We start from the raw sequence: 15419 nt of genomic DNA on the forward strand, positions 1-15419 counted from the left end.
AACTGAATATAGAGAAGGTGTGCCGTGAATTTCATCAATAAATTATCCGCCGCGTGGACGGCCAATAATTCCCTGCTGTGCGTGGGACTGGACCCCGACCTGGCGAAACTGCCGGCCGAACTGCGCGACTTGCCCGATGGAATCACCACCTTTTGCACGCGCATCATCGATGCGACGGCCGACCTGGCCTGCGCCTTCAAGCCGCAGATCGCGTATTTCGGCGCGCTGGGCGCGGAAAAGCAGCTGGAAGACATCTGCCGCTACGTGCGCGAGAACTACCCGCACATCCCGCTGATCCTCGACGCGAAACGGGGCGACATCGGTGCCACGGCCACGCAGTACGCGCGCGAAGCGTTCGAGCGCTACGGCGCCGACGCCGTCACCGTGAACCCGTACATGGGCGAGGATTCGCTCGACCCCTACCTGGCGTGGGCAGACCGCGGCGTGATCATCCTGTGCCGCACCTCGAACCCGGGCGGCTCGGACCTGCAATTCCTCGACACGGACGGCGTGCCCCTGTACCAGCGCGTGGCGCGTTTGGTGGCCGACAAATGGAACAAGAATGGCCAGTGCGCGCTCGTCGTCGGCGCCACCTTCCCTGAAGAACTGGCGCAGGTGCGCGCCATCGTCGGCGACATGCCGCTGCTGGTGCCCGGCATCGGCGCCCAGGGCGGCGACATTGCCGCCACCGTCGGCGCGGGCCAGACGGCGAACGGCATGGGCATGATGATCAGCTCGTCGCGCGCCATCATCTACGCCACGCCGCAGGCGGGCGAAGATTTCGCCGACGCGGCGCGCCGCGTGGCCATTGAAACGCGCGATGCGATCAATGCGCACCGTTCGGTTTAAGAACGATATATAGTCAGCAACACAGCGCCTGACAAAACCGTAGCGAGCGGAAGGGAGAGGTGGCCGAGAAGCGCAACCGTACTGTAGTACGGTGAGCATCGCAGGCCACCTATACCGACGCGCAGCAGGTTTGGTCAGGTGCGACTAATCGCGCATGGGCGCGACCATCTCCGCATAGTCGTACAGCTCGCCCAGGATTTCTTCCCCCCGCTCATCCACGGATTCCGACAAGGTATCGATTTCTGTAAACAGCATTTCGATGGTGCGGGCGCCGCCGTCGCCGTCGAACAGGCGGGCAGCGCGGTGCTGTTCCCAGCGCAGGCTTTCCGCTTCGCTCAGGGTTTGCGGGAAATTGCGGGCGCGGTAGCGGAACAGCAGCTCCTGCAGGCGTTCGTCGGCAAACGAGGGCCGGGCCGTGGCCAGCTTGGCCGGCGTGTCGCGGCGCAAGGATTCGAGCAGGCGGCGGTCGTCGTTGCTGACGAAACCATTGTACAAATCTTCATCCACGTCCAGCGCGGCATTGGCGCCCGGGCGCTGGAACACTTCGGCCCAGATGGCGTCCATGTTCGGCGCCGTGGCGGCAAATTGCGCGTTGACCTTTGCCGCGTCCAGGTCGATGCCCCATTGCGCGGCCATGGCCGGCGACAGGGTCCTTAAATTACCCACCAGCATGGGCGACTTGTTCAGGTGCACGCTTTTCACGGGCAGGCGGGTCATGCCTTCGGGCATGGCGTCCTTGCGCGTGAACAGCCGCGTGCGGATGGTGTCGGCGTCCAGGGTAAACAGTTCGCGCGGATCGTAGGCGCAATCCCAGACGAGGATCTCATTTTTATTGCTCGGATGCGTGGCCAGCGGCCAGACGACGCCCAGGCAGCCCCGTTCGGCGGGGAACATGCCCGACACGTGCAGGAAGGGCTGGCGCTCGCCGGCGGCCAGGTGCATGCCCATTTCGCTGGCGACCCGGTCCTTCTTGTGCAGGGCCAGGCAGAATTCGAACAGCTTTGGCTGCTTTTCCTTGATCAGGCGGGCCAGGGCGATGGTGGCGCGCACGTCGGACAGCGCATCGTGCGCCGCTTCGTGGACCAGGCCATTGGCCTTGCTCAAGTGTTCCAGCCTGAAACTGGTCTGGCCATCGTCGCGCTTTGGCCATGCGATGCCCTCCGGGCGCAGCGCATGCGTCATGCGCACCACGTCGAGGATGTCCCAGCGGCCGCAATGGTTCTTCCATTCGCGCGCATACGGATCGATCAGGTTGCGCCAGAACAGGAAACGCGTGACTTCATCGTCGAAACGGATGGTGTTGTAGCCCACGCCGATGGTGCCCGGCTCCGAAAACGCCGCTTCGATGGTGGCGGCAAACTGGTGCTCGGGCACGCCCAGCTGCAGACACTGCTGCGGCGTGATGCCCGTGATCAGGCACGATTGCGGGTCGGGCAGGAAATCATTGGCGGGCTGGCAATACAGCATGATGGGATCGCCAATCTCGTTGAGGTCGGCATCCGTGCGGATGGCGGCGAACTGGGCCGGGCGGTCGCGGCGCGGCTGGGCGCCAAAGGTTTCGTAGTCGTGCCAAAGAAAGGTCTGGGTAGTCATTGATGGTCGTTACTTGCTTAATTGTTATCTTAATTGTCCGGGCCGCTTCAGTTTTCTGAAAACCTGCCGATACTACACGAGAGGATGGTCATCATCGCGTTTCCCGCATGGTGGCATACATTGCCCGTTCAAGGAGGTCTATCGTGTCAATTCCCATCGCCGCAGGCGGCAATTCCGCTCCTTCCGTGACTTCCGTCAGTACGGGTGTTGCCGGCAAGGACGATAAAGTCCAGCATAAGGACGGCGTCAACACTGAAATGAGCGTGAACGACCGCACCAAGCTGCAGTTGAACGCTTCCATCATGCAGGCGTCGCTGAATGTGTCGATCGGTTCGGAAAACGAACCGCTGGCGCTGCTGTACAAGACGGCCATCACCAACATCAATGAAGCGCTGAAGGGCCAGTACGGCGACGACGCGATCCAGAACGCGGCCTCGCAGGACAATAGCGCCGAAGCGACGGCGAGCCGCATTGTATCGCTGTCGACGGGGTTTTTTGACGCGTTCAAAAAGCAGAACCCCGGCCTGGACGACGACACGGCCTTGACCAAGTTCATGGACACCATCAGCGGCGGCATGGAAAAAGGCTTCAAGGAAGCGCGCGATATCCTGGGCGGCTTGAAAGTATTGCAAGGCGATATCGCCAGCAATATCGACAAGACGTATACGCTGGTGCAGAAGGGCTATGCGGACTTCGTCGCCGCGCACAGCAGCAAGAAGGATGATGTTGCGGCGCCAACTACGCCTGCCAAGCCGGCCGACAGCAAGGCTGCCTGAGCATCATCCTTACTTGAGGTGCGGGAAGCGCCTGAGAAAATGTCCAGGGCCAGGCGCATTGCCGAAGACGGTACGAATTACGGCGAGGCAATGCCACGACGCCATGGGCTTTTTATCAGGTGCTTACGCGGTTGCGGCCGTTCGCCTTGGCGCGGTACAGCGCCGCGTCGGCCGCCGCGATCAGGCCTTCGTCGTCCTGTTCGGCCGCCAGGCTGGCCACGCCGAAGGAACCCGTGATGTGCGGCAGCGGGCTGCGCATGTCGGCGAAGATGACGGCTTGCTGCATGCGCTCGCACAGGCGCTCGGCCACGCGCAGGGCCACGTTTTCGTTGGTATCGGGCAAGATCACCATCATTTCCTCGCCACCATAGCGCACGGCAAAATCCGTGGGCCGCAGGGCGGCGCCCAGCACTTGCGCGGCGATGCGCAGCGCCTGGTCGCCCGCCTGGTGGCCGTGCGTGTCGTTGAAACGCTTGAAATGGTCGAGGTCTATCATCACCAGCGACAGGGGCGAGTTGCTGCCGTGGGCCGTGACTATCATGTTCGGCAATAAATCGGTCAGCCAGGCGCGGTTATACAGGCCCGTCAGGCTGTCGACCATCGACAGCTGGCGGTAGAACTCGCCCAGTTTCTGGCGCCGGCGCAGCAGGGCATTGGCAGCGCGGATGCGGAAGGACAGCAGCCGCAGCAGGTTGCGCGCCAGACCGTTCGATTGTTCGATCAATTCCCACACGATGGCCGCGTCGATCACCAGCAAATCGGTTTCCTCGAGGGCGGAAATGGCGGCCAGGTTGCTCGCTTCGTCGAGCACCGATTGTTCGCCCACGCTTTCGCCGGGCAAGACCTTGCTGACGGTGCCGTCATCCATGCCCGTGTGGGTGTCGGCCGCCACGGCCAGCGAGCCGCGCAGCACGATGTACAGGCTGGTGCCCTGGGTGTCGGCAATGGCTTCGCCCGCTTCGAGGCGCATGACGGGGCAGGGCGCCAGCATGGCGGCCGTCTGGCTATCCGCCCCATCGCGAAATAGCTGTAAATCGCCGATGTTGCAGCCTGAAGCGCTGAAGTTGCCGATCTGTTCCACAATCACACTTTCAAAAAGCCGGCGCGCGCGAGCAGAGGGCCGGTATCTTCATGATAGCGTAAAGCGGCCTTGGCTGTAACGGCAAAAGCTTGCTTGATGTTACTTACTGTGAGAAATACGACAATTATTTCCTTGTCGTGTTGACAAGCTGGAATGCTTGCAGTTTGATCATTGTTATTGCTGCATGCGAAAGGCGGGGCCGGATGTGCAAAGGCAGCCTTGAACGGCTGCCTTGGTCTCTGGCAAATACTGCATGGGGGGATTACTCGGCGGTTTCTTCCGCTTCGGCCGTATCGATCACGGCATTCTTGCCGGTGGCGTGGCGCTTGCTGTCTTGCAGGCGGCCCAGGGCGCTATCGATGGCGCGTTTCAGTTTGTCGGTGGCGCCGGCAACGGATTGGTGCACGGTGGCGTTTTGTTCTGTGACGGCGATTGGTTGATAGCCAGCAACGCGTGCTTCCATGACGCAGCGGATATCGTCGGCGCCGCCTTTCGGGCCATTCGTGTCGCTGAGGTGGACTTCGATGCGGGTCAGGTTGTCGCGGAAGCGGCTCAGTGCGTTTTCAAGTACGGATTGCACATGTTCGTTCAGTCCAGCGGTGTTGGCGATGGTGCTGTCGGTATGAATATTGATTTGCATATGCTTACTCCTGTCAATTCAAAAAAAACCCATCTCAGGCGCCTGGCACGGCAGTGGTCAAACCTGCTGCCAGGGCGCGTCGGCGCCTGGTTCTTGCCTCATGCACTTGATCTGTGCATGACCTGTCTTACGTAACCCATCTTACTCCTCTTTCCCGTATTTCAAGAGGGTGCGCACGATTAAGATGAGCTTAACCCTACACCCAGGTCAAGTTTCCTCTCGGAATCTTTTGGGCCGCCGTCAGTCCCGCCATTTATCCGTTGATGAGACCGGCCGCGATATTGATCGACAGCCCCAGCACGACCAGGTTGAAGAAAAAGCTCAGCACGGATTGTCCCAGCACGATTTGCCGCATCAGCCGCGTCTGCACGGAAACGTCGGACGTTTGCACGGCCACGGCGATGGTGAAGGCGAAATACAGGAAATCCCAGTAATCGGGGTTTTGCTCGTCGTCGGGAAACTTCAGGGGACGCAAGGCGGGGTCGGCCTGGTAATACAGGTGGGCATAGTGAAAGCAGAACAGGGTGCCGACGAGAAACCAGGAGCCGACCAGGGTGAGGATCGTCAGGCCGTAGTGCAGCGCGCGCTCGTCCGGCGCCATGTCCTTCATCGAGGACAGCTGCGAGACGATGGCCACCAGGCTCATCACGGACGCCACGGACAGGGCCGACAGCACCGTGGCGGCCCGTTCATCCTGGCGCTGCGCCATGGCCTTGACCTTGTGATGGTTGGCCCGCATCATCATCCAGGCCATCGTCGCCAGGTAGAACCAGACGGCCACGTTCCACGCCGTCAGCAGGCGCGTCATCTGTTGCCAGGACGCGGGCAGCAGCAGGCCGGCCGCCACGCCGATGGCCGTGGCCAGGCTCAGGTGGGGGCGGCTGCGGATGAAGCCGTGAAACGGAAGCGTGATTTTCATGGTGCGAAGTCGTCAGTGGCAATAGCGCATCTTAGACCTTATGGGCCGGTCGCGGTGGCCGTCCTGGCGGCCGCTTCCTTCTCGTGGTGGGGAAAGCGGTCCATGCGCGACAGCACGGGGAACAGCACGGCCCACACGCCCGTCACGGCCAGGGTGGCGGCGCCGCCGAAGAGCACGGCGCGCACGAGGCCGAACCAGCCGGCCGTCAGGCCCGATTCGAATTCGCCCAGCTCGTTCGAGGCGCCGATGAAGACGGCATTCACGGCGCTGACCCGGCCGCGGATTTCGTCCGGCGTCTCGAACTGCACCAGCAGGTGGCGGATGTAGACGCTGACCATGTCGCCGGCGCCCATCAGGAACAGCGCCGCCAGCGCCAGCGGGAAATAGCTGGTGCTGCCCAGCACCAGGGTGCCCAGGCCGAAGACGGCCACGCCGCCGAACATCCAGGCGCCCACCCGGCGCGTGATGGGGAACATGGCCAGCGCGATCGAGCACAGGGCGGCGCCGGCGCCTGGCGCCGTGCGCAGCAGGCCCAGGCCGCTGGGGCCGATATGCAGCACGTCGTGCGCGAGCGCCGGCAGCAGGGCCGTGGCGCCACCGAACAGTACGGCAAACAGGTCGAGCGAAATGGCGCCCAGCACGATGGGTTTCGACCAGACGAAACGCAAGCCTTCGAGCAGGGTATGCCAGCTGACGGGCTCGCGTTTCACCACTTGCGGCGCCGGCGTGGTGGCGCGCATCAGCAGGACGGACACCACCAGCAGCGCGGACGAGATCAGGTACACGACCTTGGGGCCAAAGTAGTACAGCAAGCCGCCCAGGGTGGGGCCCAGGATGATGGCCACGTGCGAACTCGACGAGCTGAGCGCCACGGCGCGGCTGAAATGTTCCGTTGGTACCATGTTGACCAGCACGGCTTGCGTGGCCGGCATCATGAAGGCGCGCGCGCTGCCGAACAGTACCAGCACGGCAAACACGGGCCAGACGATGGACAGCCCGCTCAGCGTAAAGGCCAGCAAGGCCAGCGCGCACGCCAGCTGGGCCGCCAGGCACCAGGCGATGATGTTGCGGCGGTTGTAGCGGTCGGCCACGTGGCCGGCCGGCAAGATCAGCACGAGGAAGGGGGCGAACTGCGCCAGGCCGATCAAGCCCAGGTCGAACAGGCTGCCCGTGATCTGGTACACCTGCCAGCCGATGGCCACGCTTTGCATCTGCACGGCCAGCGTGCCCAGCACGCGGGCGGAAAGGTAGAAGGCGAAATTGCGGTGACGCAGGATACTGAAGCCGTTGCCGGCAGATGCGAGGGACATGAGATTTCCAGGGAACGGCGGGGTGGAGCGGTGGCGGCAGCGGATGCCGCGCCAGCAGCACCCCGCTGTCTGGATGCTTACTTGGCCAGGTCGGCTTCCGTGGTGAAGGCGTCCGCGTAGAACTCGTCGTCTGGCAACTGGCACAATTGCACGAAGTCGCGGTGGGCCGAGTCGACCATCACGGGCGCGCCGCAGGCATACACCTGATGGCCGGACAGGTCGGGCAGGTCGGCGATGACGGCCTGGTGCACGAAGCCCGTGCGGCCGCTCCAGGCGTCTTCCGGCAAGGCTTCCGACACGACGGGCACATACGTGAATTGCGGCAGGTCGGCGGCCCACTGGCGGCACAGCGCATCCATGTACAGGTCCTGCGGGCGGCGGCCGCCCCAGTACAGGGTGATCGGGCGCTGCGATTTCTCGCTGATCATGTGTTCGACGATGGCTTTCAGCGGGGCAAAGCCCGTGCCCGAGGCCAGCAGCACGACGGGCTTGTCGGAATCTTCGCGCAGGAAGAAGGTGCCCATCGGGCCTTCGAAGCGCAGGATGTCGCGCTCTTTCAGGGTGCCGAACACCTGGTCGGTGAACAGTCCGCCCGGCAGGTGGCGGATGTGCAGGGTCACGGGGCCGCCGTCGGCGGGCGCGCTGGCCATGCTGTAGCTGCGGCGTTTGTTGTCGCGCAACAGGATTTCGATATACTGTCCGGCGCGGTAGTGCAGGCGCTCGCTGGCCGGCAGCTGCAGGGTCAGCACGACGACGTCGGGCGCGACTTTTTCGATGGTGGTCACGCGCGACGGCATTTTCTTGATCGGGTAGTCGCTGCTACCCGCCACTTCGCGTGCTTCGATGACGAGGTCCGCGTCCGTGGTGGCGCAGCAGAACAGGGAAAAGCCGGCCGCTTCTTCTTCCGGCGTCAGGGCGCGCTGCTGGTGCGCCTTGTGCTCTACCTTGCCGGCAACTACTTTGCCCTTGCAGGAGCCGCAGGCGCCATTTTTACAGCCATATGGCAAGCCCACGCCGGCGCGTATCGCCGCCGCCAGCACGGTTTCGTCCGCTTCGCAGCTGAACTGGTGGCCGCTGGGCTGAACAGTAACTTGAAAAGTCATACAATCCTTGAGATGAAAAATATGTTAATGCACTCTTTGCGCAAGCCCGTAGGCTTGCCGCGCCTGCTGATCCTGGGCTGCGGCGATGTGGGCATGCGGTTGCTGCCCTTGCTGCGCACGCGCTTTCGCGTCTTTGCCGTCACCAGCCAGCCGGCGCGCTGCGCCCAGCTGCGGGCCGCTGGCGCCGTGCCCATCGTGGCCAACCTCGACGACCGCGCCAGCCTGCAACGGCTGGCGGGGCTGGCGACCATGGTCGTGCACCTGGCGCCGCCCCTGTCGTCGGGCGTGCTGGACCGGCGCACGCGCAATCTGGTCGCCATTTTACCCGAGCACGCCCGCATGGTGTATGTGAGCACCAGTGGCGTATATGGCGATTGCGCTGGCGCCTGGGTCGATGAGACGCGGCCGGTGGCGCCGGCGAATGCGCGCGCGCGCCGCCGCGTCGACGCCGAGCAGGTCTTGCGGGGCTGGGGGGGGCGCCGCGGCGCCAGCGTGGCCATCCTGCGCGTGCCCGGCATCTATGCGGACGACCGCCTGCCCCTGAAGCGCTTGCGCGAAGGGACGCCGGCCCTGGCCGCGGGCGACGATGTGTACACCAACCATATCCATGCCGATGACCTGGCCCGCATCATCGAGCGGGCCCTGTGGCGGGGCAAGCCGGGGCGCGTGTATCACGCCAGCGATGACAGCGAGCTCAAAATGGCGGAGTATTTCGATGCCGTGGCCGATACCTTCGGCTTGCCGCGTCCGCCGCGCCTGCCGCGTGCCCAGCTGCAGCAAGTGGTCACGCCGATGCTGCTGTCGTTCATGTCCGAATCGCGCCGCCTGCACAATACGCGCATCAAGCGCGAGCTGGGCGTGCGCCTGCGCTACGCGCGCGTGGCCGATGCCTTGCGGCCGCTGGCCGCCGGCGGGGCCCGCATCGGGTAAAATGGCCGGTTATCTGCGCACTTTTCCTGGGCCGGCGCGCAGCGCGTCGTTCCGGCGGTGCGCCATTCACTTAAGGAATACAGCATGACCACCCTCACTTACGAAGAATACCTGGACGAGGTCACCACCGTCCTGACGGAACTGTATGACCTCGACGACGACGCCGCCATCAAGCTCGTCGTGGCAGCGCAGGATGCCGAATTTTTTGTCCCGCACGATGCGCATGAGGAAATGCGTACCGTCGAGCAAGCCAAGAAAGATGCGGTCACCCTGTTCGAGCGCAAGCAGAATCGCCAGCAAACGCAGGAAAAGCAGCAACAGCGCGTGCGCCAGCAAAAGAAATAAGGATGGGCCGCCGCGGCCGCCAGGCCGTGGGGCAGGATGGGCTTCGGCGCAACGCCGGGGCCTTGCCATTTGATGCAGCGCAAACGTGTCATGGCGAGCTGGCGATATGGTGAGCAATGTCGTCACGCGTCTTGGCTATTTGTGGCGGGCTCTACAATTAGCGCGACGTTGTTTTCCGTCAGCAGGAGCGAGCCATGCGAGCTATGAGTCACCCCAGCAAGGAACAGGTGCGTGCCTATATGCGGCGCCGTGAGCGTGCGTTGCAGCCACCGCCGCCACCCGATGAAATTCGCCGGCAACTGGCCTGGTGCCGCGTGGACGCCTTCCCGAGCGCCAGTCTGCGGGCCACCCCGGCCGGCGTGGCCGTCCAGGGCTGGCACTTGTCAGCGGAAATGGCACGCCTGAGCGCGCTCATGGCGATTGCCTGGTTCATGCGTAGCGGCGTTCCTCATTGTAAAAATTGATGACTTGCAGCAAATTTTTCCGATTTGAGTTATCCTCTAGCACATTCCAAGTGCGTCAATTCTCTTCAATTATCACAATTTTGCTTTAAGTTACGCAAAAATCAACAATAGCGTGTATTATATTGTTTGCGGCGTAAATGCCGCATAAGTGATGGCGCTTTTTAGTGTGTTTACCCTGAATTATTGCAGAAGAGACATTCGGTTTCTTTTTGCACTAATACAACAAGTCGGATTTTTGATCATGTCTCTCAAACAAATTACCTCTTTGCCTACCTACAACCCGAATCGCGTCCTCGATGCGATCATCGACAAGCTGCAACTGAAAAACGATGCCGCCCTGTCGCGAGCTCTGGAAGTGGCGCCACCTGTTATCAGCAAGATTCGTCACAATACCTTGCCGATCGGCGCCACGATCCTCATCCGCATGCATGAAATCAGCGATTTCAGCATTCGTGAACTGCGCGAACTGATGGCTGCCTAAGAGCGCCTGACAGACGGCAAACTGAGAGGTGCCGTCTGGGTAAGTCAAGCTTGCCGCGTGCGGCAGCCACCTTTGCTTTCTCTATTGCGGGTCGCGGTTCAGCACCGGACGATCGATATAGAAACGCCCCATCTCCAGGCCAGTCGTGGACGATTTGACCACTGCGGCGGTCAGCGTGGCGGGTGCGCTGGAAAATGCGGTGCTGGCAGCACCGGTCGCGCGGCCCGAATACGCCGTCGCCTGCACCGCTGCGCTGGAAAACGCCGTCTGCACGGCCCGGCCCGAGTATGCCGTCGCCTGTACCGCCGCACTGGAAAATGCTGTTTGTACAGCCCGTCCTGAATACGCGGCTTGCACGGCCCTTCCCGAATAGGCTGCCTGCACGGCGCGTCCCGAATACGCGGTTTCTGCGCGGATATAATCTTCCCCGAACGTTTGCTCGTACAGCTGCTTCATGCGCTCGCCCACGCGGTGGTGCGCCGCTTCGTCGTCCTCGCCGCGCAAGCCGATGTACGGGAAGTGATGCAGGAAGTAACCGAAGACCTGTTCGCAGTCGGCCGCATATTTCAGGGTGTCGAGGATGTGGTAGTGCCAGAAGGTATCGACGTCCATCAGCGGCGCCGTCTCTTCTTCCGGAAACTGTTTCATCAGGATCAGGAAGCGCCGGTATTCGAATTCCACCGCATTGGCCTTCTCCAGGCTCCATCCTTCGCCGGATTCCCGGTGCATCAGCTTGACCTTGATCGCGTCCAAATTCAAATCGGCAATTGCCTTGAAACTGTCGTTGGTATCCATGGGTGTCCTTTAGTCGTGGGTATCGTAAAAGCGCTGCGTGGGGGAAAAACGGTGAAAAAATGGCTGGCTGGTGGCGAGAACTCCTGGCAGGTGGAAGGGTGCCTGGATGGTGACTGTCAGGCTAATTGTTCTACATCAATATTGCATCTAATCACAAAATACGCAAGCTGAGCTTGCTTCAAGCGGGCGTGTCCGTCAGGCGCTGGCCCTGCTTTCCTCCTGGTAGGGAAATGCGGTGGCGTCCGCGCCCAGCGGCACGCTGACGTGCACGCTCATGCCGGCGCCGGGGCTGCTTTCGATGTGGAAAGTACCACCCAGCAATTTAATGCGCTCTTCGATGCCCACCAGGCCAAACGAACCCAGCTTGTTGCGTCCGTCGATGGCCGCGCCTACGCCGTTGTCGCTGACGCTCATCGATACCGTATCGCGGCACTTTTCCAGCTTGACTTGCACGCGGCTGGCATTGGCATGCTGGGAAATATTGCTCAGCGATTCCTGCAGGATGCGGAACAGGGCCGTGGCGCACTGGTCGCTCAGGCAAATGTCGTCGTGGCTTTCGCTCACTTCGCAGGCGATGCCCGTGCGCAGGCGAAACTGCGCCACCTGCCATTCGACGGCCGCATTCACGCCCAGGTCCAGCACGGTCGGGCGCAAGTCGTTGATGATCTGCCGCACGCTCTTGATGGTGGCGTCGATCTGTTCCAGGGTCGAGCGGGCGCGGGCGTTCAGGCGCGGGTGGCGGCGCTGCGTGCGCGAAGCCAGCATGTCGGCGTCGATGCGCAGCACCAGCAGGTTCTGTCCCAGGTCGTCGTGGATTTCGCGCGCGATGCGCTTGCGTTCCTCTTCCTTGATCTGGTCGGCATGGGCTGCCAGGCGGCGCAGTTTCTGGTGCGACAGCTGCAGGCGGATCTGGCTGGCGCGCAATTCCTCCGTCATGCCCGTGGCCATCTGGATGGCGCGCCGGCGCGACGACGCCAGGGTATGGAACAGCATATACAGCAGCATGGTGCTGGCAAAGCCCGTCAGCAGGGCCAGCCACGGCAGGAAGGCGTCGAAGCGCGTGTACAGGTCGCTCTTGCGCACGCTGAACAGCGCTTGCCACATGCGGCCATTGTGCTCGATCAGCATCGTGCTGCTCAGGTAGCGGCCCGAGTTGCCGGGCAGCCACCATGGTGCATGCATGCCCGCCGCCGTGCTGTCGAAGATGGGGCGCATGTCGTGCGGCAAGTCCAGGGGCGCGCGCGCCTGCGGGCCGATATCGAACAGGGTCAGGCGGACGTTGCGTACCGGCATGTCGGCCAGCGCGCTGCGCATCATCGTCACCAGGTCGTAGCCGATGCCGACGGAACCCCGGTAAGCCGCGCGCCTTTGTTCCACTGTGCCGGTGGGCATGCCGTAGCGGTACACGGGCAGGCGCATGGCCATGCCCGTCAGTTGCGGCCGGCCTTCCATGGGCACGGGCACGCCGGAATTGCTGATCTGTCCCGAATCGCGCGACTGCGCCAGCGCTTCCGCGATCAGGGGACGTGAAGCGATGTCGTAGCCAAACTTTTCCGGGGCGCTGGCAATCGGTTCGATGTACACGAGCACGGAATAACGGTCGCGCGGGGCGGGCGGATCGATGGCAAACGGGGGGTAGCCGTCGCTCCCGGGCGGATAGTCGCGCTGCATGGCCGCTTCGAAGGCGGCGCGCTGTGCACCGTCGAGTTCCTGGCTGTAATTGAGATTCATCACGCCCGGGTAGTTCTGTTGCAGAGCCATGTTTGCCACGTAGCGGTGGAATTGCTCGCGGCTCACGTGTTCGTTGGCGTGGAACAGGCTGGCCGTGCCGCGCAGCAGGTTGGCATACGACTTGACGCGCGATTCGATGTTTTTCTGCGTATTGCGGGCCAGATTGTTGAACAGGTCGCTGGCATCGCTTTCGATCGACAGCGAGGCGGCCACGTAGAACAGCAGGCCCGCCATCACCGACATCACGAAGCCAAGCAGCCAGAGCGGTCTTTTTTCCGCAGATAAAGGGTGTTCGCCGGCAGTAGAAGACATCGCCATCCGCATCAGGAAAAGGAATCGGGTGCCGCCTGGATGGCGGTGGCTAGGCTGGGTTGTACAAGCACTATCGGAATTGCAAATTGCTCAATAGCTGCCTAATATACAAAACTATCGTGAATATAGTCAACAGGCAATATTTCTCCATGAAACGAAAAAAAACCGCCGCAGCGGTTTTTTGTGTGTGCCGTCCAGCCCTTATTTCGCGGGCTGCCAGCTGTCTTTCAGGGTGACGATGCGGTTGAACACGGGCTTGCCCGGCTGGCTGTCGACCCGGTCGGCCGCAAAATAGCCGTGACGCTCGAACTGGAAGCGCTGTTCCGGCAGGGCCAGTTCCGCGCCCGGTTCCAGCCACGCTTGCACGACTTCCTTGGCCAGCGGGTTCAGGGCCAGCTTGAAGTCCTTGCCGCCCGCGTCCGGCTGCGGGTCCGTGAACAGGCGGTCGTACAGGCGCACTTCGGCGGGAATGGCCGTCGGCGCGCTGACCCAGTGCATATTGCCCTTGACCTTGTAGTTGGCGCTGCCTTCCGTGCCCGACTTGCTGTCCGGGAAGTAGGTGCAATGCACGGCGATGACCTTGCCGTTTTCATCCTTGTCAAAGCCCGTGCACTCGATTACATAGCCGTAGCGCAAGCGCACCTTGCTGCCCGGCTTGTCGTCGATGGGCGGATACAGGCGGAAGTAACCCTTGTTCGGCACTTCCATGAAGTCGTCTTCCTCGATCCACAGCTCGCGCGAGATGGGGAAGGTGCGCAAGCCCCGTTCCGGGAAGTGCGGGTGCACGGGCGCCGTGCATTCCACGCTCTCGTTTTCAGGGAAATTGTCGATGATCAATTTCAACGGACGCAGCACGGCCACCGTGCGCGGCGCTTTCGGGTCCAGGTCTTCGCGCAAACAGCCTTCGAGCACGCTGTAGTCGATCCAGCCGTCGGACTTGGTCACGCCCGTGCGTTCGCACATCAATTGAATCGCTTCCGGCGTGTAGCCGCGGCGGCGCATGCCCACCAGGGTCGGCATGCGGGGGTCGTCCCAGCCGTCGACGATCTTTTCTTCCACCAGCTGGCGCAGCTTGCGCTTGCTGGTGACGATGTAGGTCAGGTTCAAGCGCGAGAATTCGAACTGGTGCGGCACCGGTTGCTGGAAGAAGCCGCCGGCCGACAGGGTTTCCAGCAGCCAGTCGTAGAACGGGCGGTGGTCCTGGAATTCCAGCGTGCAGATCGAATGCGTGATGTTTTCCAGCGCGTCGGAGATCGGGTGCGTGTAGTCGTACATCGGATAGATGCACCAGGCGTCGCCCGTGCGGTGGTGGTGCGCATGGCGGATGCGGTAGATGGCCGGGTCGCGCAAGTTCATGTTCGGCGAACTCATGGCATCTTCGCTCATCTTCGCGCGCAGGATGTGCTCGCCATCCTTGAACTGGCCCGCCTTCATGGCGCGGAACAGGGCCAGCGATTCGTCGCGCGGACGGTCGCGGAACGGCGAATTCTTGCCGGCCTGGCCGAAATTGCCCCGGTTGGCGGCCATGTCTTCGGCGCTCTGGCTGTCCACATAGGCAAAGCCGGCCGTGATCAGGTACTCGGCCATCGCGTACAGTTGGTCGAAATAGTCGCTCGCGTAGTGCAGGTGGCTCTGGCCGTCGCCATTTTTCGGTTCCCAGTCAAAGCCCAGCCATTTCACGCTGTCCATGATGGTGTCGACGTATTCCTGCTCTTCCTTCGCCGGGTTGGTGTCGTCGAAGCGCAGGTTGCACTGGCCGGCGTAATCGCGCGCCAGGCCGAAGTTGACGCAGATCGACTTGGCGTGGCCCACGTGCAGGTAGCCGTTCGGCTCCGGCGGGAAACGCGTGATCACCTGGGGCAGGCCGGGACGCACGTGGGCGCCGGCAGCCAGGTCGGCTTCGATGATGTTACGCAAGAAATTGGGCGCCAGCGCTGGCGCGGCGGTATTCGGGTTATCGTTGCTCATTGATCAATGCGGAAGAGTGACAGTAAAAAGCATTTTACCGTACCGCAAGCGCTTTATAAGCACGTATTTGCCCCCATTTCCCAGCATGCAAGCGACGCGGACGCCGTTCTATAGGATAATTC

15 protein-coding genes are annotated in these 15419 nt (G+C 62.4%); 6 read left to right on the forward strand and 9 right to left on the reverse strand.

The features are described 5' to 3' along the window. Nucleotides 1-24: 24 nt before the first annotated feature. Complete coding sequence (pyrF, locus tag VPH41_RS24490) at nt 25-849, forward strand: orotidine-5'-phosphate decarboxylase (protein WP_328571808.1); 825 nt, start codon at nt 25-27, stop codon at nt 847-849. Nucleotides 850-993: 144 nt separating this feature from the next. Here pyrF and sbcB read toward each other — a convergent pair whose 3' ends face one another. Further along, nucleotides 994-2442 (reverse strand): exodeoxyribonuclease I, encoded by a 1449-nt coding sequence (gene sbcB, locus VPH41_RS24495; protein ID WP_328571809.1) that lies wholly within the window; start codon nt 2440-2442, stop codon nt 994-996. 143 nt (nt 2443-2585) lie between these two features. Here sbcB and VPH41_RS24500 point away from each other — a divergent pair, with 143 nt between their 5' ends. Beyond that, nucleotides 2586-3218 carry a DUF5610 domain-containing protein gene (locus VPH41_RS24500; protein WP_328571810.1) on the forward strand — a complete coding sequence of 211 codons (633 nt, stop codon included), beginning with the start codon at nt 2586-2588 and terminating at the stop codon, nt 3216-3218. 115 nt (nt 3219-3333) lie between these two features. Here VPH41_RS24500 and VPH41_RS24505 read toward each other — a convergent pair whose 3' ends face one another. The 5 genes from VPH41_RS24505 to VPH41_RS24525 form a co-directional block, all read right to left on the reverse strand. Continuing rightward, nucleotides 3334-4299 (reverse strand): GGDEF domain-containing protein, encoded by a 966-nt coding sequence (locus tag VPH41_RS24505; RefSeq protein WP_152283573.1) that lies wholly within the window; start codon nt 4297-4299, stop codon nt 3334-3336. A gap of 262 nt (nt 4300-4561) precedes the next feature. Then, a complete protein-coding gene (locus VPH41_RS24510; RefSeq protein ID WP_328571811.1) occupies nt 4562-4939 on the reverse strand; it encodes an HPF/RaiA family ribosome-associated protein in 378 nt (125 codons plus the stop codon). 253 nt (nt 4940-5192) lie between these two features. Beyond that, nucleotides 5193-5858, reverse strand: coding sequence for a DUF1345 domain-containing protein (locus VPH41_RS24515; RefSeq protein ID WP_152283574.1), 666 nt, complete (start codon nt 5856-5858; stop codon nt 5193-5195). A gap of 38 nt (nt 5859-5896) precedes the next feature. Then, nucleotides 5897-7168 carry an MFS transporter gene (locus VPH41_RS24520; protein WP_328571812.1) on the reverse strand — a complete coding sequence of 424 codons (1272 nt, stop codon included), beginning with the start codon at nt 7166-7168 and terminating at the stop codon, nt 5897-5899. A 77-nt stretch (nt 7169-7245) separates the two neighbouring features. After that, nucleotides 7246-8271, reverse strand: a complete 1026-nt coding sequence (locus VPH41_RS24525) for a CDP-6-deoxy-delta-3,4-glucoseen reductase (RefSeq protein ID WP_287775710.1) — start codon at nt 8269-8271, stop codon at nt 7246-7248. A 12-nt stretch (nt 8272-8283) separates the two neighbouring features. Between VPH41_RS24525 and VPH41_RS24530 the strand changes: the two genes are divergently transcribed. The 4 genes from VPH41_RS24530 (at nt 8284) to VPH41_RS24545 (ending at nt 10491) form a co-directional block, all read left to right on the forward strand. Further along, nucleotides 8284-9201 (forward strand): NAD-dependent epimerase/dehydratase family protein, encoded by a 918-nt coding sequence (locus tag VPH41_RS24530; RefSeq protein WP_328571813.1) that lies wholly within the window; start codon nt 8284-8286, stop codon nt 9199-9201. A gap of 84 nt (nt 9202-9285) precedes the next feature. Beyond that, complete coding sequence (locus VPH41_RS24535) at nt 9286-9546, forward strand: hypothetical protein (RefSeq protein ID WP_152283578.1); 261 nt, start codon at nt 9286-9288, stop codon at nt 9544-9546. Nucleotides 9547-9749: 203 nt separating this feature from the next. Next, on the forward strand, nt 9750-10010 hold the full coding sequence (locus tag VPH41_RS24540; protein WP_287775713.1) for a hypothetical protein: 261 nt from the start codon (nt 9750-9752) through the stop codon (nt 10008-10010). 241 nt (nt 10011-10251) lie between these two features. Then, entirely contained in the window at nt 10252-10491 is a 240-nt protein-coding gene (locus VPH41_RS24545; protein WP_029496207.1) for a hypothetical protein, read from the forward strand. A gap of 81 nt (nt 10492-10572) precedes the next feature. Here VPH41_RS24545 and VPH41_RS24550 read toward each other — a convergent pair whose 3' ends face one another. The 3 genes from VPH41_RS24550 to VPH41_RS24560 form a co-directional block, all read right to left on the reverse strand. Then, the gene (locus tag VPH41_RS24550; protein WP_328571814.1) at nt 10573-11286 is read right to left on the reverse strand and encodes a glycine-rich domain-containing protein; all 714 of its coding nucleotides are present in this window, start codon (nt 11284-11286) and stop codon (nt 10573-10575) included. Nucleotides 11287-11481: 195 nt separating this feature from the next. After that, a complete protein-coding gene (locus tag VPH41_RS24555) occupies nt 11482-13329 on the reverse strand; it encodes a sensor histidine kinase (RefSeq protein ID WP_328571815.1) in 1848 nt (615 codons plus the stop codon). 201 nt (nt 13330-13530) lie between these two features. Beyond that, nucleotides 13531-15297, reverse strand: a complete 1767-nt coding sequence (locus tag VPH41_RS24560; RefSeq protein WP_328571816.1) for a glutamine--tRNA ligase/YqeY domain fusion protein — start codon at nt 15295-15297, stop codon at nt 13531-13533. Between the last annotated feature and the right edge of the window lie 122 nt (nt 15298-15419).

The sequence above is a fragment of the Janthinobacterium sp. P210006 genome (genome assembly GCF_036231885.1).
In the GTDB taxonomy this organism is placed as follows: domain Bacteria; phylum Pseudomonadota; class Gammaproteobacteria; order Burkholderiales; family Burkholderiaceae_D; genus Janthinobacterium; species Janthinobacterium violaceinigrum.